The sequence below is a fragment of the Bradyrhizobium sp. CCBAU 53338 genome, from assembly GCF_015291665.1.
Classification (GTDB): domain Bacteria; phylum Pseudomonadota; class Alphaproteobacteria; order Rhizobiales; family Xanthobacteraceae; genus Bradyrhizobium.
In genome coordinates this window covers 6714734-6733930 of the sequence record NZ_CP030048.1, presented here as the reverse complement: position 1 = coordinate 6733930, position 19197 = coordinate 6714734, and the positions used below count along the sequence as shown (strand labels likewise).

Sequence of the window (19197 nt, the reverse complement as noted above, 5' to 3'; positions counted from 1 at the left end):
GGATCGGCGTCAAACGTGATCAGGATTGGAGGCGTATCCTCGCTGGCAGTGGCTGGCGCCATTCACTCCTCCTCCGGGGACAATACACCGGCATCGATGAGCATCCCCTTGTCCAATGCCGCAGCAAGGAAGCGGTATCCAGCCTCAGTCAGGCATAGGACCTCGCGGGTCGGCGAAGCATCTGCGATCGTTGTCATGTCGCTGGAAAGCATGTCGTTTCGTATCCGTCCGGTGAAGGCCGCCTTGCCGAATGAGGCGTGTTGTTGAGAACTGTCCTTATGGACAGTGATAGGCGCAGTGCCCAAGTCGAACGGCTTAAAGTGGTGGACACGGGTCGGCGGCGGCGCTGGTCCGAGGATGAGAAGCTCAAGATCGTCCTGGAGAGCTTACAGGCGCCGCGCCAGGTGGCGGCAACAGCGCGACGGTACGGCGTTTCGCGCTCATTGCTGCTGCGATGGCGACGCTCGTTTCGGCCGGAGCCGAAGGATGCCGTCGATCAACCTAGCTTCGTACCGGCGATAGTGGTCGCGGAATCAGAGCCGACGCCTTGTCCAGCCGCACCGGCCGGTAGCGGCGGGTCGATCGAGATTGAGTTTGCGACCGGGGCTCGGATGCGGATCACGGGTGCGGTCGACGCGGCGACGCTGAACGCCGCCGTGGCGGCGCTGGCAGATGGACGCTTGCGGTGATCCCCATTGCGTCGGGCGTGCGGGTGTGGATTGCGACTGGCCACACCGATATGCGTCGCGGCATGAACTCGCTGGGCTTGCTGGTGCAGGAAGCCTTCAAGCGAGATCCGCACGGCGGCGACCTCTATGTGTTCCGTGGCAAAAGCGGCAAGCTGATCAAGATCCTTTGGCACGACGGACTGGGCATGTCGCTCTACGCCAAGCGGCTGGAGCGCGGCCGGTTCCTGTGGCCGTCGTCAGCTGATGGCGTGGTGACAATCACCCCAGCCCAGCTTGGATACCTGCTGGAGGGCATCGACTGGCGGCTGCCGCAACATACGTGGCGACCGCAGGCGGCTGGCTGATCGCTGGGATTTGAATCGGTGGCAGGATCATCGGTTCGGACAGAGATCGCGTCTTGTGATTCTCTGGTCGGCGATGGGCAATGATGATTCTCTTCCCGACGATGTGACCACGCTGCAGGCGATGCTGCGCGCCGAGCGAGCGGCCCGTTTGACCGCGGAAGCTGAGGCCCAGGCGGGGACATTGCTGATCGAGAAGCTCAAGCTCACGATCAAGAAGCTCCGACACGAGCAGTTCGGACAGTCCTCCGAGCGAGGCGCATTGCTCGACCAGCTCGAGCTACAGCTCGCCGATCTGGAGGAGAACGTCGTGCAAGCCGAGACCGCGGCGCAGATGGCAGCTGAGAAGATCGTGGTGCCATCGTTCGAGCGTCGCAAGCCAGCCCGCCGGCCCTTGCCGGAGCATTTGCCGCGGGAGCGCATTGTCTATCCGGTGCCTGCCACCTGCCCATGCTGCGGCGACAGCCGATTGCGCAAGCTTGGCGAGGACGTGACCGAGACGCTGGAGCTCGTTCCGCGCCGGTGGAAGGTGATCCAGCACGTGCGCGAGAAGCTCGTCTGCCGGGCCTGCGAAGCGATCACCCAGCCGCCGGCTCCCTCGCATCCGATTGCGCGCGGGCGTGCAGGGTCCAAGCTGCTGGCCCATGTCCTGTTCGCCAAGTACGGCCTGCACCTGCCTCTTCATCGTCAGAGCGACGTCTACCAGCGTGAAGGCATCGAGCTCGACGTATCGACGCTCGCGGACTGGGTAGGTGCCTCCGCGGCAACCCTGATGCCTCTGGTCGATGCGATCCGGAGCCACGTCTTCGCAGCCGAGCGCATCCACGCGGATGACACCACAGTGCCGGTCCTGGCCAAGGGCAAGACCCGGACCGGCCGGCTCTGGACTTACGTGCGCGACGACCGTCCGTTTGCCGGCCCAGATCCGCCGGCGGCCGTGTTCTTCTACTCGCCCGATCGTGGCGGTGCGCATCCGGAGCAGCATCTGGCGGGCTATGCTGGACTGATGCAGGCCGACGCCTACGCCGGCTTTGGTAGGCTTTACGAGGCCAATCGCAAGGGCGGCCCGATCATCGAGGCCGCATGCTGGGCGCACGGCAGACGCAAGTTCTTTGATCTGGCACGGCTCACCAAGGCGCCGATCGCGGCCGAGACGGTCAAGCGCATCGATGTCCTGTTCGCCATCGAGCGCGAGATCAACGGTTTTACTGCGCAGGAGCGTTTGCGTATGCGCCAGGAGCGTAGTCGCCCCCTGATCGTCGAGCTGGAGGCCTGGTTGCGCGAGCAGCGCGCCAAGCTCTCCAGGAACAACGACACGACCAAAGCGATCAATTACTGTCTCAGCCGCTGGGATGCATTTAGCCGCTTCCTTGATGACGGACGGCTTTGCATGTCGAACAATGCTGCTGAGCGTGAGCTACGGGCGGTCGCCGTGGGACGAAAAAATTGGACCTTCGCCGGGTCCGATGAGGGCGGCCGGCGTGCGGCTGCCATCTACAGTCTCATCGCCACCGCCAAACTCAATGACATCGACCCGCAGGCTTGGCTTGCCGACGTGCTGGCGCGCCTGCCGGATCACCCTGCCAAGCGCATTGACGAACTGCTCCCTTGGAAGTGGCAGCCTCAAAGCGTCGCTCACGCCGCTTAAGTGCGATACTGTCGAGACCGCGATACGGTCTCGTCCGGACTGGCTTTTGGACAGCCCGCGATGCACACTCCCAGCCGCGAGCGACGAAAGGACGAGCGATGACCTTGGGAAAGGGCAAATATGACGAGCTATGCCGCGAGATCCGCGAGAAGGTCGGCCTCGGTGGTGGGGAGATCCCACAAAGCGGCGGCGTGCTGCTGATCGTGATGGGCGGCGAGCACGGCAACGGTTTCTCGTGTCAGGCCGACATGGATACGATGCTTGCGCTCCCGGATCTGTTGGAGCGCGTGGCTCGCCAGATCCGGGAGACGGGTCCGTTCATTCCTAACCGAAGTAGTAGACCGCGATGAGCGCGAGAAGGGCCAAAGCCCCGAGCAACTATTAGACGCCGCTCGGAGAATACTCGGATCGTCTGCAATCCGCACACTCAAAGCATCGCTCAGGCCGCCTAAGCGCGATCAGCCTTCCGCCAAAAACGGTTTGCGCGGGGCCTTCGCCGGACGCGTACGTCGTTTCCCACGCCGTTCTCGATGATGAATTCGAGGCCTTCCACATGAAGCCGCCTCGGAATCAGGGCGCCCGGCTCCAGCAGGATGCGGTTCTGGATGGCACTGGCGGCCAGGGTCGCTGCCTGGCGCGATGTCATCTTGAGGACGGTGCGGTTCCTGCGTAGCGCGGTGGCGCTGCGCCAGGTCGATGTTGGTTTCAGGGTGACCGATTCGACGGTGGCGAGTTTTCTAAAATAGTTGTTCGCGATCTGCCGCTCGGGGTCAGCAGCATCGCCCCAGAGCGATTCCCGACGTCGTTGACGGGATTCTTCCGACGGATTGGAGGTGCCTTCCCCGCCGTCGGTCTGGTTCGTGAGAGGTCCAGTCCCGAGGTCATGGCGGCCGATGATCTGGATCAGCTGGCGCTCTCGGGCAAGTGCCTCCGCTTCGTCCTCAAAAAAGCTGTCCAAGTGATAGTGGATAGACACTTTCAATCGAAAGAGGCTTCGGATCACGTTCAGCTTGTGGGTCAGGCGGGTCGTATTGCGTGCTTCCGCCTCATGATCGAGCACTCGCAAGTTCACGCCCTTGCCAACGTAGAACGGCCGACCATCGGGCCTGTGGAGAACGTACACGTAGTATGGTTTGCCTGCCCTGATTGCCGCCCTGACGGAAGCGACGTCGGTCAAAAACTCAGGTTGGCCCTCGCTCGCCCGGGCAACGTACAGGCCCGCCTCATTATCCATTGATGAAGGGTCCATGTTGAAAGTCGATCACACAACGTTGTTTATACCGCTCCCGCGATAGAGGAAGCATCAGACCGGCACTGGCTGGGTCAGGCACCTGATGCCGCCGCCACCATTGAGTATCGTCCTCAGGTCCAACATGCGGACTGCCCGCCCCGGGAAAAGGCGCTCCAGCTCCAGTTTGGCTCGCAGGTCGTTTTGAGTCTCGCCAAATGCCGACGTGAGGACAGCGCCAGCGGTGACGAACAGGTTCATGTAGGTCGCAGCCATCATCGCGCTGCCAGCCGAGGCATCCGGGACCACCTCAAACGCTTTGACGCCCTTCAGCTTTCCGTCCGTGCACAATTGCCGCAGCATTCCGACGTCGCGCTCGCGTCGCCTGCTTCCCGGTCCTGAAGCGATAACTTCGACCAGCAACTCGCCGTTCGGCAGGAAGGCCAGGTAACCGTCCGGATGTCCGGTGGTGATCGGCTCGGTCCCGTCACCGTCAAGCCAGATCACATCCCGAATGCCAACGCAGCCAAAGCCCTCGGTGATTGCCGTTTCATCCAGGTGTGGGTTGCGCGACAGAAGGCAGCTCCGCGTCGCGACGGCGCGCCCTTTACCGTCGGTGATGAACGCTCCTCCCTCGGCAACGAATGGCGTTCTGATCACCGGAACGCCGAAGTCATGCGTGCGCGCCAGGCGGTCGCCCGCGCGGCCGCGCCGAGAATTGTCCCAGGCGTTGAAGTTGAAGTCGATCGTGATCGTTTCGGCCCCGCGCTTTGCGAACACCGGCGCGATATCACGCATCCAGATATCGTCGACCGGCGCCGGTACGATCTCGACCTCGGGCCCGAATTTCCGAGCCCGCGCCGCCGGTACCAGGTTCGGAGTGGTCAGTAGTTTTATAGGCTCGTACTCCGCGATAGCCCGGATCACACCATCGAGCTCGCATTCGACCTGCTCCTTTTCGGCTCCCCATTCCCGGTGCACTGCCCACGCCATAATCGTGCAGGCGTGAGGCTCGTGATCGGCAGGAATGCGGATCTCATGATTTCCTCTCACGCGTCCACCACCGACGGAAATGGCGCACTAAGCCATTCGCGGTAGCCAGGGTGGCCCCAGCGCCACGGACGCTCGGCGTCCTTGGAGATGTTGATGCGACGTCCATTGAGCAGGTTGGTCACCGGCTCAATCGGGCGCAAGACGCGGAAGGGTGACTTAAAGAGCGAGGCTCCATCGAGCTCTGGGTAAAGCCCGAGTGCCTCGCCCAGCTTTGCAGGTCCGTTGCAAAGCTTGCGTTCGAACCCTGAAGCACGGCCGCGGATCGCGCGATCCGCTGATGGATGGGCGGAGCGTCGCTCTGCCATCGCATCAATTCCGATCACGGGCATCCCTGCTCTGATCAGGATTGCGCTGCCAAATCCCTCTTCCCCGCAGACCAGGTTAAGACATGGCATTCCCCTGTCGTGGTGGATGTAGACGTGGCCATGCGGGAGCAGCATCGAGGAGCTGCGGTTACGGCGCTGCGCTGCTGCCCCAGGATGACAATGCGAGGCCATATCGGTCTCGTCGTAGGCTTCGTCCTCGACAATGATAATCCCGCTGTCGGTCTTGCGACGAAGATCAGTGAAGATCACGAGGCACCCGACCGCCTTCTGAGCCACTTCGACAGCAGAGCCAGCAAAAAAGTCGGGCTCGACGGGAAGATAATTGTTCATATCGAAAGTCACTGACAACTCCTTGGTGTTTGCAATCGCGGCGATCCGCAGGTCCCGCAAATCACACTAGAGGAGATCGAATATGTGTCAAATAACTCTATGAAATTGCTATATATCTATTCCTTCAGCAGTTCTGACAACTCTCGCTATCCGGTGAACAGCAGGCCTACTCCACCAGCTTGGAGACATCATCCACGGAGTCCTGCACGTTGTCTCCGAGAGCCTCGACGCGGCTTTTATAGCCAAACTCTTCAACCACCGTATCGAGGTCTTTTGGACCGCTGACTTTGTCGTGGCATATGCGCAGATATCGAGCGATCAAGCCGCTGTTGTACCCGAAGACCCCATCCGACGAGATCGACAGTCGCGTCCGTTGCCAGCGATTGCCATCCTTGTACGCGATACTTGGAAACTTGGTGCTGCAGAAGGCCGCGTACTGCGCCTTCGAAGTCTCGGCATCGCGGCATGTGTAATGCTCTGGAAAGTCGTCCTCATACCTGACGTCGCATTCTCGCAAAAGCGCTTCGACAAGTTTTCCGTTCGGCAGCTCTTTGACGACCTTCTTATCCGACAGAGCCGACCAGATGCACTCGCCCATCTGACATTCCACGCGCACGAATTGGTCCCCAGCGGCATTAGAATTGGAGGACTGCTTCAAGAATTCGTCCAGTTGCGGCGTAAATTGCGAATAGAAGTTGATGACGAAAAAATTGGGATTCCCGATCGCGAGCGGTTTTGCTCCGTCGGACGCGCCAGTCAGCACGAGGGCATTGACGCCTCCTTGAATCGGCGAGTCGAGCGCCACGTCGATCTTGCGATCCGGCAGGAAGCGACGGCGCGCGAACGTCAGCGTGGCGGATTCGACCTTAACTTCGACGAGATCTCGCTGCCCAAGTCGGACGGATACGTTCCTTGTCGTCAGCGCCGGGCCACAAAGAAAGTAGGTCAGTGAGACGCCTGCGAGGCCATCAACCACGAGGGCATCACGCAACTCCTGGGGTACCGCTATTTTCGAGACGACGCCTGCACAGGCCGCGTCGGTCAACCGGCTGCCGATCTCGCCCAGCCTGCTGTCGATCGCATCGATGTAGCTGTTCTGATCCTGGAATGTGAGGGACGGAGGACGGTAGTGATTGTCGGAGCGCAGATACTGCAAGTGCCGGGCGGTCTCCTGGGTTGCCGGCATCTCCCGAACCTTCCGGATCAACTCCGATAGCTGCGCGGCTGACGTCTGAGCCTTACGGGCCTCCGCATTCTCCTGCTCGGCGATGGCGAGCTGAGACAGCTTGGATTTGCACGCGACGGCCACATCCACGCGGGTGGTCTCCGGAAGCTGGGATTTCCACGTTTCTGAGCAAAACGACTTCAGCTCGCTTGCCGAAGTGAAGGCCTCCACCTTGGCCACAATACCCCGTTCGACGTCCATCTCAGCGTCCCGAGCAGCCCGCTGGTCCTTTTGAGCCTGCTCCATGCTCTCGTTGAGAGCCTGACTGCGCCGATGCGCCTCATCGACGCTCGTCTGGCGCTGCGCGCGGTCGCCCGCTGCGCTTTGAAGGCGGGTCATGCCTTCAAGACGTTGCAGGTAGGCGATGAGCCCGCGGGAATCGGTGCCAGACTGCCGGGCGCACTCGGCGACCCGGCCGCGGAGCTGGGCAAATTCATCCTGGCGCCATTCCGCAAGTGGCACGCCATACGGCGCCCCGTTGGCCGACCAAGATTGTCTGGCGACCGCAGATTGCGATACATCGGAGCAGGATAGCCTCGATATCGTCTCCAGACTGGAGGCATTGGCGGAGATGCTTTGAAGGATCAGGAGGGCGAAGCCAGCCAGCGTCAAACGTTTCATAGAAGTGAGGTTCTCAAACAAAATAGCAAGAGAGAATGATTCGCCGCGCATGATACTGCAGCACGTCCAAAAAACCGTCTAAGGATCTGCTACCGATTGCCTGCTATCATGGCCGACCTCGGAGTGTTGGCGCGAGCGTCATGCGTGGCGGGAGTCGACGCGCGAACGCTGCTAGCGATCGGGGGCGTTTGCATCGTTGCAAACAGGTACACGACAGTCGCGCATGTCGCCAGAATTGCGCCTCCTGGCGCCCAACCGAGCCCTGGGTGGACGGTGACATCCGGCGAGATCAGTTTCTTGGCTTCTCTAAGGGCTGAGGAGCGAGCCGATGTCCAGGTGATGACGAGGAGCGCCAGAGCCAACAAGATCAGAGCGCCCGTTTGCACGGCTGGGGTTGGCTGTTGGCCTGTCAACTTCACGAGCGCCGCCGACGCTCCTGTCTTGTAAAGCGAGAATAACCCGACATTGGTTATGACCGTGTTCCTCAACCAAATCTTGCGACCGCGCGCACCGGCTACGCCATCATAACCGCGTTTTACGGCTGCACTGACCTTCTCGAATAGGTCCGACGACATTGAGCTTTCGTAGCTTCGCCTGACGTTGGCCAGGTTACATCCGTCAATTCCGCCAATTGCCTGCAGGATGTCTCGCGTGATTGCGCTCTCTGATGTCAGGGCCTGAATCCGGGCGGGACTTTTTTCTGACAGGATACGCGCGGAGAGATCGCCAAGAACATGGTCCAGGATCGGGGGCATGGCGGGTATGAGATTGTCATGACCGACAGCGCAAAACTGGAACTCCCACCCATCGATGTCGTAGGCACGGACATGATACGCCGTCTCCGCTGAAACGCGGAAACGAACACCACCGTTCAGCGGTTCGGCCTGAATGGGAGAAAGATTGGATTGCTCGAAAAGGGTGTCAAGCGGGAGCTTTGCCATGTCTCCCGCCACGTCGGTATTATCACCGTAAAATCCGTGCGCGACCTCAACCCCGGCCGTGATCTTGGCCTCGAATGTGTGGGTCGAGTAGCCGTGTCCGTAACAGCCAAAGCAGGTGGTGCGGCAAGAGCCCCGGCAAAAAGAACAAGTGGTCGTTCCATGGCCGTTGCAGGAAAGACAAGTAATCCAAACCTGGCGATAAACGCCGGGCGCTGTCATGGTCGGCTCGGTGCGATGCTCGCCCCGGCGGCCACCACAAGAGCTGCACTGTGTCTTGCCGCCATAGCAAGACATGCAAAGTACCTTTCCCTCGCCGTAGCAGCCCGCGCAACGTTCGTGGTAATGCCATCTCGCTGGCCACTGCCTGACGTCAAATTTGGTGCCGTGCTTTGCTAGAAGCGATAGGGCTTGACCTTGCCAGTTTCTCTGAAGCGCTGCAGCTTCGGCTGGGTTGGCTATAGCCGCGTTCAGATCTTCGCAAGAAATCTGATCCAGGTCGGCGAAGTCACGGCAGTAATCAGAATCACTTGGGTGAAAGGCCCCGAAACTGGATTGACTTGTTCGCCACCAGCCCAAAGAGAGCGTGATCACTGCCTCACTTCGGAGTGCGCCGCTCTCGCTAGACTTCCGCTCTGGCGTGCTTGCAGTGTTTCCGTCAAAGATGCGGTCAATCCGCTGATCAAGCGAGTCTTTGACGGCGGCTATGGCATTTGGCGCGGATGGCCGTTTATCGAGCAATTGCATGATGGCAAACTAAGCACAGGGCGCTTACGGCCTTGTTGGAGCGATATTTAGAATTGAACGTGACGGACTATCCATCTGGCCAAGGCTGGTAAGTCAGAGGTCAAAATCGTCAGACAGGCCTTTGAACAGATGTTAATTCACGAGACGGGGGCGGCTTCTACTCGTCGCCGTCGATGCGAACGTCGAACACGAGCCTTGCGTTCTTCGACTGCATAGACCCAAACGTGAGTTCGCACGAGTTCGGGATCCTGCCCGTCGCGGGGCCGGTAAGAACGATGATGTCCCTTTTGTCGTCTCTGGCACCCGACACCGGGTAGGGCGCGGGCTCGCAGCCGGGCTTGAAGGTGTACGCGGTGCCGGCATAGCGCCGGCCCTTGGCGGTTCCGCGGAATAGGACCGTGCCTTCCGCGACATGAAGATCGGGGCGCGGCGCGACGTAAACGATCTCGATCCGGCCGTCATCCCATTCATTCACGCGCATTTCCGATCCGTTGTGAACGGCCGGTTGGTAGAAGCGTGGGGGGTCGCGCGGCGCCGGCTTCGGGCTGACCACCCTGCTGGCAAAGATCGCCCGCGACAGCGGCGCAAAATCGAGTTTCTGCGTCGTCCGATCCCACACGAGATCGCGTTCGCAGGCGATTTGCGAAGCGGTGGCAACGTCACCCTTCTGGCCGCAATTCGCACCGCTCACCGCCAGCCAGAGCTTCGACGAATTTGCGACGTCTTCTGTTCTCATGCCGAAGGTGCCCTGGATCGTGAACCGCTTCAGATTTCCATCAGGCAAGGCCACAAAGGCCGCCACGTCCGATCCGTGGGGGCCTGAAAAGATCGACAAAGCTCCCTCGCAGGTCAGCGTGGCATCGCTGACCGACCAGAATTCGGGCCCGGAGACGAGGCGATCGTGCTCGATCTTGGGGCCTGCAACCGGCTTGCCGCCGACCGCGGTACAGGTCTCGACGATGTCCTTGACGTAGGCGGCGACCGGTTTAGGCAATTCGACCTGCCTGGAAGGGTCTTCACCAAGCCGGATGCATAGTCGCGTCTCCGCGAACTGCTTGCAGTCCGTCGCGCCGGGGTCGTCTGTCGTGCCGGCGTGAGCGCAACTAATCTGAATAGCAATGGCGGCTGCAAGGATGATTTGTCGTTGCAATTGGCGCTCCGGTCATTCGCGTCCGAAAAGAGCGCCAATCTATCCATCTGGCCTCTCGGCAGGATTACAGGAATCGATAAAATGCCGTGATTTATTGGCATGAACCGCTCTCAGCCGGTAAGCCGCGGAGTTTCAAGAAGGAAGCGTCAGTCGGCCTCGCATTTGAAACATCGCCACACTGGCGGCCCCTTACCCTTTTCCGGAGACGCCAAGGTCATGGCCTTCTTGCACCGTGGACAGGTTGGGATGGGTTCCAGGCGAACCCCAGTCGCGGTTCGGCGCATTTCCAATCCGAAAATCAGGATGCCGGGGATGCGTTGGGAAAGGTGATCACGTCAGCTGTGCGGCCGTTTGATCTTGAAGTGGCGCTTATGGCCTCTTCTCCCGCAAACCGCTCCGCCAGTTCGATGACGGAGAGCCGATGAGCCGGGTTCTCGATGCAGAGAAAGGCACGAAGTAGCCTCAATCCCTGCAGCTGAATGAACGGTGACAGTTCTTCGTCCATCTTGATATCCTTCAAGCACCTCAATATTCGATCAGCACACTAATTGCAACGCTTCGTTTTATCATCTCTTAGTTGAGTTACCGACGGCATCGAGCCGAATTTGTCAGTCTGGAAAATGAGAGACCGTCATCGCGAGTTGCCGAGCCAGAGCGCAAGGCATGACCACCTCGAAAATTCTACTGAGCTCCCGGTAATACCAAACGGTCCCGTCGCGCCCACCTGTGAAGCGGCCCCACAATTCGTCGCCGATGTTGCGATAGTCGTTCAGAATCGCCTCTGCATTGTCGACCTTGTCAGCAAGAGATACGAGCAACGACGAGGGTGCCTTTTTCGGCAGCAGCGAAAGATAGGCTTCCTTCCGCGGACGCCAAGCCGGCTTCGGCTCGACCCAGGAATCGGTGCAGTCGGCCACGATCTGCGCTACGTCACCACCGAACCTTTGCCTGACCTCGTCGAGCGTTGCTTGGCCTCCTTGATCCTCCGCGGCGTCATGGAGAAGGCCGGCGATGGCCTGAACCTCCGTCCCGCCGGCGGACAACACGCGGCTGGAGACGCTCAACAGGTGGGCGATGTACGGCGTGCCGCTCCCTTTTCTGATCTGTGTCCGATGAAGATCGGACGCGTAGACAAGGGCTTCGTCGTATAATCTGGAAAGTGCCATCGATGCTCCTTTTCACAGTACCTGCCGGTACGGGCTTTGCGGTCCGTCCTACCTTCTAGAACACGCGGCATCGTCGATCTTGTAGCGATCGCCCGAGAATTTCGGCCAGTCGCATGCAGTCCGGGATTTCACCATAGCCTCGGCAATGTCGAGGTCGCCGAGAAAGCACTGCGCGACGATGCGGTCTCGGCTCATCGGTTTCGACCGACCGTCGCACGGGGTGCCTTCGCCGACCTGGAGACAGTGGACCATCTTGCCTTCGATCATGTTCGATAGCACGCCGGCGGCTTGGCCGTAGCCCGGCTGTCCACGTTCCGGCGCGTCGATGCCGCATACCCGAACGCGCACCGTTGCCGATCCGGATTTCATGGTGAAGGTGTCTCCGTCGGAAACCGCGAGCACCTTCCCCAGATAGTCGGCCGCTGTAACCGGGGAGGACACCGACGCCAGCAACGCGAAAACGAGACGCTTCAATCGAAAAGCTCGGAATACCCTCATCGACTGTTTTCCCTACGCATGGGCCAATTCACGGTCCGCCACTGAACTCCGGCTCATGTCGGCCAGCACGGCGTCGACTTGCCGGCGGCATTCGGGGATGTTCTTTTCGCTGTGACTCTCCGTCGTCGGCGGCCGCACACTGGCGAACACATCCACGGAGCCACTGTTACCACCGGAAGGATGCGGGACGTGAATCACCTGGGTTTCACCGACGTGATAGGCGTATGAGCAGTCCTCGCCTGGAAAGTCCGGAATGCCTCCCAGCATTTCCATCACATCCGCGACGTAGTCTGTCGTTGCGCCGAGGACAATGGCCAGCTTCACGCTGTTGGGGAGAACCGACAGATGACGCTTGATGCAGGTCCTTACGAACTCCGGGCGCTGCCTGAGCGTGTTCCTAGTGATCTGGGCTCCCTGCATCACGAATTCTGCGCTGCCAGGCTTGGCGTAAGCGACCGAGCATCGGACCAGCGAGGCGAACCCGAACACCTTTTCGGTTGGCTTGAACAGCGCGTCTATCGGGGCCGTCTCGCCGAGCAAGCCCATCGCGACCAACAGCTTTTTCAGGTTGGAGCGCATCCTGCGCTTGTCGTCGTTGAACGGAATATCTTCGAACCGTACGCCCGAGCGCGGAGACGCGAGATGCCGGTCGATGAGCCTGTTCTGCTCCGACCCTTTGGAAAACCCGAGCACCAGGATTTCCGGTGCGCTGGAGCCCCAGTAAGCGGGATTGGCGCGCAACAGCCATCGGTGATTTTTGACCTCATAGGACTTGCGATCAACCGAGTGCCAGGCGGGCTGCGGCCCGTCGAAACAAGCGCGGCAATCATTGCACCCATGCGTGAACGCCGACGACGTGTGAACCATGCTATCCATTCTGTATTCCCTCGAATTGCGATGTGAATGATCACTGGCGCCTAAAATGTCCGCTCTTGTGAGCTGCGGTAACGAGCAACCCGTTGTCGCCGACAACCGCATAAACATTGAGCCAGCGCTCCACGACCTTGAGCCCGCGGTCGCCGCCCAGGTGATGACGCAGCCGCTTAATGGCCGACTTGTCGAACATCATCCGCTCGGCACCATTGGCGCGCGAAGCCGATCCGAACTGCATCAGCAGGTCGACGACGAGCGGAGGAATCGCGCGCTGCTGCAGGCGCGTCCTCGAGTGCGTCGTCATGTGGAGATCAGCCGTTGCCAGCGCGCTCACGAGCGGCCTCCCTCAGAGCGAAGCATGACCTCGAGCGCCTTGCCGACGAACATGGGAACATCGAGTTGCAAGACCTTGGCGATCCGCCCAGCGCGGTCGGCGTCGAAGGCGAACGTGCCGTCGAACCAAGGCTGTACGTCCGCGGCGCTCCAACCCAGTTTCTCGGCCAGTTTCTCGGCCGCTTCGAAGCCGGCGACCTGGTGGACGAGCCGGGCGAACACCTTGGGCGTCTCTGCATCCCGAATTGCGCGCGTCAGGAAGCGATCGTCGGCGGCGCGCTCAGGCCACGGAATGAAACCCCGGCGTCCCGAGAGCCAGCGCTTCGCTTCGGCGAACTCGACCGCGACGGGCTTCGAGCCAGGGATGGTCTTTAGGCGGCCCTCGCTTTTGTCCGACGTCGCCATGCGAACGGCGCCCTCGCTCATGTTGGCGAGCAGCGCCAGTTCGCGGGTGGTGAAGGTGACCGACTCGTCGCCCGCCCATTCGAGCTTCCACCTGGCGAGGGCCGCGTCGGCGACCATCCGGCAATAGCCCTCGGGAGTCATAAAGCGGTGCTGTTCCCCGGCAGAGGAAATGCCGCCGATGTGCGGTGTCCCCTCCATGAATACCTGCAAATCCTGGACTTCATGCTCGCCGAATGTGTTCAGCCGGCTGCGATTGAACGCGAACTCGTAGGCCCGCTCGAAGGACGCCGTGATGTTTGCAAACAGCGAAAGGTCGACCTTCGAGGGAGCTTCATGGACGTACTCGCCCTTCTCGCCAGGCGGAAAGCCAATGAACGCTTCAGCCTTTGCTGGACCTGAGCTGATGAGTACGTGATCAGCTTCGAAAAGGAAGATCGTTCGCAGCTCATCGAGCACCTGTTCTTTCGTGAAACCAGCCAATTTAGACCTCATGCAAATATGCAGTTTAATCTGCATTTGCGTTCCTAGCTCCGATCGGAGCGTCACACAAGGCCAGCATGCAAAACTATTTTGCAATTTGCATGTTTAGCTTTTCGCCTCCGGCGACAAGTCATAATTGGAACTTCCGTTATTATAGGATATATACCTAATTAATAACAAAGAGAGTGTGTCCTATGACTTCCGGTGGTTTCGAATACGATGAGCAGGGGCGCCGCCTCTTCAAGCCGAACGTCCCTCCCTTCCCGCGTCTTGAAGACATCTATAGCCTTCTGGACCCTACTCTAACGGCGCTCAGGGAATTCGACCGGCGCCTGACCGTTCTCGAGAAGAAGGGGACGGTCGGCCGTTTGTTCGCGCGTTTGGATGCCGTGCACTCGTCCGGAGCGGAAGGCTCCACGACGACGTTCACGGATCTGATGGAATACGAAAGCGCCCTACGAGTCGCGCGGGATCGCGAGGATGCGGCGGTTGTCGCGGCTGCTGCTGCTGGACTAGACGAAAACCTCGAACGCGGGGATCTCAATGGACTAGTCCTCAAGATCCATAAAAGGTTGTTCGAACGTAGTTCGAACAAGATGCTCGCCGCCAGCGCCGGTGTCTTTAAGCAATTGCCAAACTACGTTCGGGATCCTGACGCACCCGGTGCGTTCTTCGGCTACACGAAACCGTCTTCGGTCGGGGCCGCCCTGTCGGACTGGAGCGGCTTCACGTTGGCTTCAGATGACGGAACGAACGAATTGGTCCGTCAGATACTGTCCCATTGGATGTTCGAGCACATCCATCCGGTTTCGGATGGAAACGGGCGCATCGGCCGGCTTCTGGTGCCGATCGTTCTGAAAGCCAAGGGCTTCACCAAAACAGCATGCGCGTTTCTCGGAGAGGCCGTCCATGAGGATAAATCGCTCTACATCGACGCTCTAAAGGACGCCAGGATTTCGGGCAATACAATGAGTTTCGTGCGTCAGATGCTGAGCTTCCTGAGGAGAACGGCCGACGCGAACATCGCGCGTCTGGATAGGCTGGAGGCGATCGAAGCGGATTGGAAGGACCGCTTCGCGCAAACCAGAAGCGACAGCGTCGTCCATCGGCTCGTTTCGTATGCCGTCTCGAAGCCGGTATTTACGGTCGGGGACGTCCAAAAGGACCTAGCCGTCAGCTTCGCCACAGCCAATACGGCCGTCCGCCTGCTGCAGGGCGAGGAAATCGTGAGCGTACCCGAGGACGCCCGGCGCAATCGTCTGTTTCACGCCGACGAGGTGCTCGAGGTCTTTGACCGCTTCAAGACGCCGACGCCGAGACCATCCTTCGCGATGTGAACCAGCGTGGCGTTCCCACACTTAGTCTAAACGCGTCGACAACTTCGGCGAGCTGATCGAAAGCAGCACGCGATCCGTCTTATCTAGCTGCCGGCCGCCGCGGTTCGACAGAATGATGCCTGCGCAGCCGATGTCGACCGGTGTCCGGCGGCTTCGCCGGACACCGGATTCATTTGTCGGTATCTGCCGCTCGTCACTTCGCCCATTGGCGGGTTCGCCGTGCTCGGACTCGTCGGCATGGGGGTCGCGCGCATCTTTCGCCGATGATGGTCTGAAGAGTTGGCTGTAATCCGCCGCTCTGCCGGGAGGCGAGCTCTTGGCGGACGGCGGCGTTGAGTTTCCTCGCTGAAGTAATTACGCTATAGCGTAATTCGCATTGATAATTACGCTTTATGGTAATCTAAACTTGACAGTCGCTTCGTCGCTCCGTTACGCTATACCGTGATTTAAGCGAGGAATTACGTTATGACGGAAAGCGACACCCGGAAACGGCTTGGACAGCAGCTGGCTCGCGCCCGCCGCGGCCGCAACTGGCAACTCAGCCAGGTCGGGCGGCGAACCGGTCGCCCGAACTCCCGGATCAGCGAAATGGAAACCGGTGCCACCAACAGCACCGTGGACATGCTGGCTGACGCCGGAGAGGCCTTGGGCATGTCCTTGGTTTTCGTTCCCAACGATCGGCTCGACGAGGTGCTGAAGCTGATCGGCGAGACGCCGATGCAAACGCCGGTCCCGACCGGACCGGTGCCGTCGGTGTTCGACGACGTATTCGTCGACGACACGCTGGAAGAGGAGGAACCGGTACATGCGCGTCCGAAATAAGCCGGCCGCTCTCGGCATCTACCTCCGGCCGTCTCCCGACGCTTCGGTCCGGGTCGGGTCGCTATACCGCGACCCGGAAGGTGCGATCACGTTCACCGTCGATCAGGCCTACGTGGCGCTCGGCGCGCGACGGCCGATCCTCAGCCTCGCCTGGAAGGGCCAGACTGAGGACGGCCCCAAGGGCTCCAAGGCGCGGCTACTCCATCACGGGGATAAGATCACGCAAGGATCCATCCTGCCGCCCTATTTCGAGAACCTGCTGCCCGAAGGCGCGCTGCTCGAGCTCGTGCAGAAGGAATTCGGCGCCGGCGCCTTCGACAATTTCGACGTCCTATCGCGCCTTGGCGCGGACCTGCCGGGCGCTGTCGTCGCTGAGCTTGAGGCCGGCGCGCCGCCGCCATCGACAAAGCAAGTGAAGGACGACGTCGACGGAGGCATCCGCTTTTCGCTCGCCGGCATCCAGCTCAAGTTCTCGATGAAGCAGAATGACAAGGGCTCGCTGACGCTCCCGATGCGCGGGGCGGCCGGAGACATCATCCTGAAGACACCTAGCGACAAGCATGCGATGGTGCCTGAAGCTGAGTTCACCGCGCTTGAGCTGGCGCGCGCCGTCGGCATCCGGACTGTCAAAGCAGAACTCGTCGCCTCAAAGGACATCGCCGGCCTGCCGGAGAAATTCCTGCAGGGCGGCGCCTATTCGCTCGCCATCTCCCGCTTCGACCGCGCGCCGGACGGCCAGCGCGTTCACATGGAGGATTTCGCTCAGGTTATGGGCTCGATCCACGATCAGAAGTACACCATGGCCAACCAGTCGACGCTCGTGAAGCTGGTCGGGCTGTTCGCCTCCGACAAGCGCGGGGAGATGCTGCAGGCGGTGCGCCGGCTGGTTGTCGACGTCATGATCGGCAACGGCGACAGCCATCTGAAGAACTGGTCGTTCCTGCTGCCCGACGGCGTCACGCCCGAGCTGTCTCCGGCCTACGACGTCGTGCCGACCTTCTTCTTCGGCGACGATACGATGGCGCTCGAGTTTGCCAAGAGCCATAATCCGGCGGCCGTGAACCTGCGCCGCTTCGAGCGCCTGGCGGGCTTGGTGGGACTCGACACCAGGATCGTGATCCGGGAGGTCAAGGATACGGTCGAGGAGATACTCGACGTGTGGCCGGGCCTGTTGCCCAACTTGCCCGCTCCTCCGATGTTCACGGAGAAGCTGACCAACCGGTGGATGGGTCTCTCCCTGATCAAGGAACTCGAACCGGCGCTGAGTGCGGCCGAAGATGCCGACGACGGTCCTGGGCCTGCACCGGGCCTGCGTTAACCACCGGCAGCGCCAATCCGGAGCATTCCGGGCTGGATCGCCATCCTTCGCTTCCAGCGAACGGGACGCGATGAAAAAAAAGCGGCTGCTGGCGGGGCCACGATGCGCCGGATTCGCCGTCGGCTGGACGGCGACAATGGCCCCGAAACACCAATCCGGCCTTACCGCCGAGCGGCCGCCTTTTTTGTTCTTGAGAGGTTTTTCATATTTGCTGGCAGCATCTGCGCCGGCGTTGAGCGTGCCAAATTTCTGCAAGATGAAATGGTTCAGGACGCAAACGCAAAGTGCATCGAAGCGCTTGGCGAGGCAGCAGGGAAGCTCGATGATCTAAATCCTGAACTGGACCGAATCGTGCCCGACCTAAATCTGCGGCTTGCCCGAAGGATGCGGGTCCGCACGAGCCACGGCTACTACAAGATTGATTGCGGCATCGTCGGGGACGCCGCTTCCGTGTCGTTTCCGAAGACGGTGAGGCGGCCAGATCATTGATCCGGAAATCGGACAACGATGATGGCGTCGGCGACGGTTCACCAATCTGATTTTTCGTAGGATGGGATGGCAACCAGGTCGGCGTTCGAGCATTCGTCGGTCAGAAAGCGATCCATGAATGTTGGGGCGCCGGCGCGTCCATGGACCCCCGCTCGGGCCCCAGTAGGTGGTTTCGGTCCAGCGCGCGACCGCGTTGATCCGGTCAACCGCAAGGCTAAGGTATCTTAATAGTTTGTTCTAACGACCCCGTCATTTCGAAAGGCACGTTCAACCGCCCTTCAATCTCCTATTCGCTACAACTAGACATTCAATCTGGGGGTTCCGTGCTGAGATTCATTGTTCTCGTCTTCTCTTCGATGATCGCTGCTTCAAGTGCTCTCGCTTTGGAGCTTGTTCGATACGAACCTAAAGTCGTGCTGAAAGCGGAGCCGATAGCAGTTCCAGGACGCTCGATGGACGTTCTGAACGTTCAGCTCGGTATGTCCTATCTGGAGAGCCGCGCGATCCTCGAGAAGGCGCTTCCGAAAGCTGAGATCTCCGTCCCTCGCGCCGCGATCCAGCTCAACTACAAGGGAGCGCTGATTCAAACCCCTGACTTCGCCAATGTCGTCTCTGTCGCGAGAAAGCAGGACGAAACTGGAAGCTGGGAGAACATTACTCTGAGGTTTAGCGGACCAGCCTCGGGCAATCAACTCATCGCTCTTGGGCGGATTCTCACCTATGGAGATCCTATCAAGGCGCCTCGCTTGGCCGACTTCAGAGCGGCAATCTTCAACAAGTACGGCGAACCTTCGAAACTGCAAAATGTCCAAAACAATACGTTTTCGGCCGAATGGTCGTTTGTCGGGGAAAAACTACTTTCTTGCGCGGGGCAGGCCTGGACCAACTGCCCTCCGTTCAACGACGAATACTCCGCCATGTCGTTGTCGAGCTATGCCAACGACAAGAGTCCCCACGACTTTCTAGTGAAGGTCTTCGTATCTGACTCTCCCCAAGACCACGACAAGGTTTCTCAGCTTAGTGTCTATATGACATCCATTAAGCGACGAACGGCCGCTGCCACGGCCGATCTTCAATCCTTGATCGAGGAAGGGGCACGCCTGATCTCGCTGTCGGCGGCTCCTGCGACGCCAAAACTCTGACCACCGTTATTTTGGGCGAAGCCAAGCGAATAACTGGA

22 protein-coding genes and 1 pseudogene are annotated in these 19197 nt (G+C 60.1%); 9 read left to right on the top strand and 14 right to left on the bottom strand.

All coding sequences use genetic code 11. The annotated features are described in order from the left end of the window. Positions 1-62 precede the first annotated feature (62 nt). Positions 63-212 carry a hypothetical protein gene (locus XH90_RS31715; RefSeq protein WP_194478156.1) on the bottom strand — a complete coding sequence of 50 codons (150 nt, stop codon included), beginning with the start codon at positions 210-212 and terminating at the stop codon, positions 63-65. Between the two features lie 66 nt (positions 213-278). On the opposite strand from XH90_RS31715, the gene XH90_RS31710 reads away from it, so the two are divergent. From XH90_RS31710 to XH90_RS31695, 4 genes are all read left to right on the top strand, one after another. Then, positions 279-689, top strand: coding sequence for a transposase (locus XH90_RS31710; RefSeq protein ID WP_194478155.1), 411 nt, complete (start codon positions 279-281; stop codon positions 687-689). Continuing rightward, entirely contained in the window at positions 686-1033 is a 348-nt protein-coding gene (gene tnpB, locus XH90_RS31705) for an IS66 family insertion sequence element accessory protein TnpB (RefSeq protein WP_194478154.1), read from the top strand. Before XH90_RS31710 ends, tnpB begins: the two co-directional genes overlap by 4 nt. A 73-nt stretch (positions 1034-1106) precedes the next feature. Continuing rightward, the gene (locus XH90_RS31700) at positions 1107-2678 is read left to right on the top strand and encodes an IS66 family transposase (RefSeq protein WP_194482698.1); all 1572 of its coding nucleotides are present in this window, start codon (positions 1107-1109) and stop codon (positions 2676-2678) included. Positions 2679-2776: 98 nt separating this feature from the next. Then, complete coding sequence (locus XH90_RS31695; RefSeq protein WP_194478153.1) at positions 2777-3028, top strand: hypothetical protein; 252 nt, start codon at positions 2777-2779, stop codon at positions 3026-3028. Positions 3029-3126: 98 nt separating this feature from the next. On the opposite strand, the gene XH90_RS31690 is transcribed toward XH90_RS31695, so the two are convergent. The 12 genes from XH90_RS31690 to XH90_RS31635 form a co-directional block, all read right to left on the bottom strand. Then, positions 3127-3912, bottom strand: a complete 786-nt coding sequence (locus XH90_RS31690; protein ID WP_194478152.1) for a GIY-YIG nuclease family protein — start codon at positions 3910-3912, stop codon at positions 3127-3129. 69 nt (positions 3913-3981) lie between these two features. Beyond that, positions 3982-4959: an agmatine deiminase family protein gene (locus tag XH90_RS31685; protein ID WP_194478151.1), complete on the bottom strand. Its 978-nt coding sequence runs from the start codon at positions 4957-4959 to the stop codon at positions 3982-3984. After that, entirely contained in the window at positions 4956-5627 is a 672-nt protein-coding gene (locus XH90_RS31680) for a DNA-3-methyladenine glycosylase (RefSeq protein WP_194478150.1), read from the bottom strand. Before XH90_RS31680 ends, XH90_RS31685 begins: the two co-directional genes overlap by 4 nt. Positions 5628-5781: 154 nt before the next feature. Continuing rightward, positions 5782-7512, bottom strand: coding sequence for a hypothetical protein (locus XH90_RS31675; protein ID WP_194478149.1), 1731 nt, complete (start codon positions 7510-7512; stop codon positions 5782-5784). A gap of 38 nt (positions 7513-7550) precedes the next feature. Continuing rightward, on the bottom strand, positions 7551-9146 hold the full coding sequence (locus XH90_RS31670; RefSeq protein ID WP_194478148.1) for a hypothetical protein: 1596 nt from the start codon (positions 9144-9146) through the stop codon (positions 7551-7553). Between the two features lie 157 nt (positions 9147-9303). Then, positions 9304-10140, bottom strand: coding sequence for a hypothetical protein (locus XH90_RS31665; RefSeq protein WP_194478147.1), 837 nt, complete (start codon positions 10138-10140; stop codon positions 9304-9306). A gap of 454 nt (positions 10141-10594) precedes the next feature. Beyond that, positions 10595-10801: a hypothetical protein gene (locus XH90_RS31660; protein ID WP_194478146.1), complete on the bottom strand. Its 207-nt coding sequence runs from the start codon at positions 10799-10801 to the stop codon at positions 10595-10597. Positions 10802-10904: 103 nt separating this feature from the next. After that, positions 10905-11462, bottom strand: coding sequence for an HD domain-containing protein (locus XH90_RS31655; protein ID WP_194478145.1), 558 nt, complete (start codon positions 11460-11462; stop codon positions 10905-10907). Between the two features lie 48 nt (positions 11463-11510). Further along, positions 11511-11936: a thermonuclease family protein gene (locus XH90_RS31650; RefSeq protein ID WP_194478144.1), complete on the bottom strand. Its 426-nt coding sequence runs from the start codon at positions 11934-11936 to the stop codon at positions 11511-11513. Positions 11937-11972: 36 nt separating this feature from the next. After that, positions 11973-12836: a hypothetical protein gene (locus XH90_RS31645; protein ID WP_194478143.1), complete on the bottom strand. Its 864-nt coding sequence runs from the start codon at positions 12834-12836 to the stop codon at positions 11973-11975. Between the two features lie 31 nt (positions 12837-12867). Beyond that, positions 12868-13167 (bottom strand): hypothetical protein, encoded by a 300-nt coding sequence (locus XH90_RS31640; protein ID WP_194478142.1) that lies wholly within the window; start codon positions 13165-13167, stop codon positions 12868-12870. After that, on the bottom strand, positions 13164-14087 hold the full coding sequence (locus tag XH90_RS31635; protein WP_194478141.1) for a hypothetical protein: 924 nt from the start codon (positions 14085-14087) through the stop codon (positions 13164-13166). Before XH90_RS31635 ends, XH90_RS31640 begins: the two co-directional genes overlap by 4 nt. 158 nt (positions 14088-14245) lie before the next feature. Between XH90_RS31635 and XH90_RS31630 the strand changes: the two genes are divergently transcribed. After that, positions 14246-15388 carry a Fic family protein gene (locus tag XH90_RS31630; RefSeq protein ID WP_194478140.1) on the top strand — a complete coding sequence of 381 codons (1143 nt, stop codon included), beginning with the start codon at positions 14246-14248 and terminating at the stop codon, positions 15386-15388. A 31-nt stretch (positions 15389-15419) separates the two neighbouring features. Here XH90_RS31630 and XH90_RS39195 read toward each other — a convergent pair. Continuing rightward, positions 15420-15535: pseudogene (locus XH90_RS39195) on the bottom strand (alpha-hydroxy-acid oxidizing protein); the annotation flags it as partial. 318 nt (positions 15536-15853) lie between these two features. Here XH90_RS39195 and XH90_RS31620 point away from each other — a divergent pair. The 4 genes from XH90_RS31620 (at position 15854) to XH90_RS31605 (ending at position 19159) form a co-directional block, all read left to right on the top strand. Next, positions 15854-16210 (top strand): helix-turn-helix domain-containing protein, encoded by a 357-nt coding sequence (locus XH90_RS31620; RefSeq protein WP_194478139.1) that lies wholly within the window; start codon positions 15854-15856, stop codon positions 16208-16210. After that, positions 16194-17528, top strand: a complete 1335-nt coding sequence (locus XH90_RS31615; RefSeq protein ID WP_194478138.1) for a type II toxin-antitoxin system HipA family toxin — start codon at positions 16194-16196, stop codon at positions 17526-17528. Before XH90_RS31620 ends, XH90_RS31615 begins: the two co-directional genes overlap by 17 nt. A 102-nt stretch (positions 17529-17630) precedes the next feature. Further along, positions 17631-18017 (top strand): DUF86 domain-containing protein, encoded by a 387-nt coding sequence (locus XH90_RS31610; RefSeq protein WP_194478137.1) that lies wholly within the window; start codon positions 17631-17633, stop codon positions 18015-18017. Positions 18018-18340: 323 nt separating this feature from the next. Continuing rightward, entirely contained in the window at positions 18341-19159 is an 819-nt protein-coding gene (locus XH90_RS31605; RefSeq protein ID WP_194478136.1) for a hypothetical protein, read from the top strand. Positions 19160-19197 lie beyond the last annotated feature (38 nt).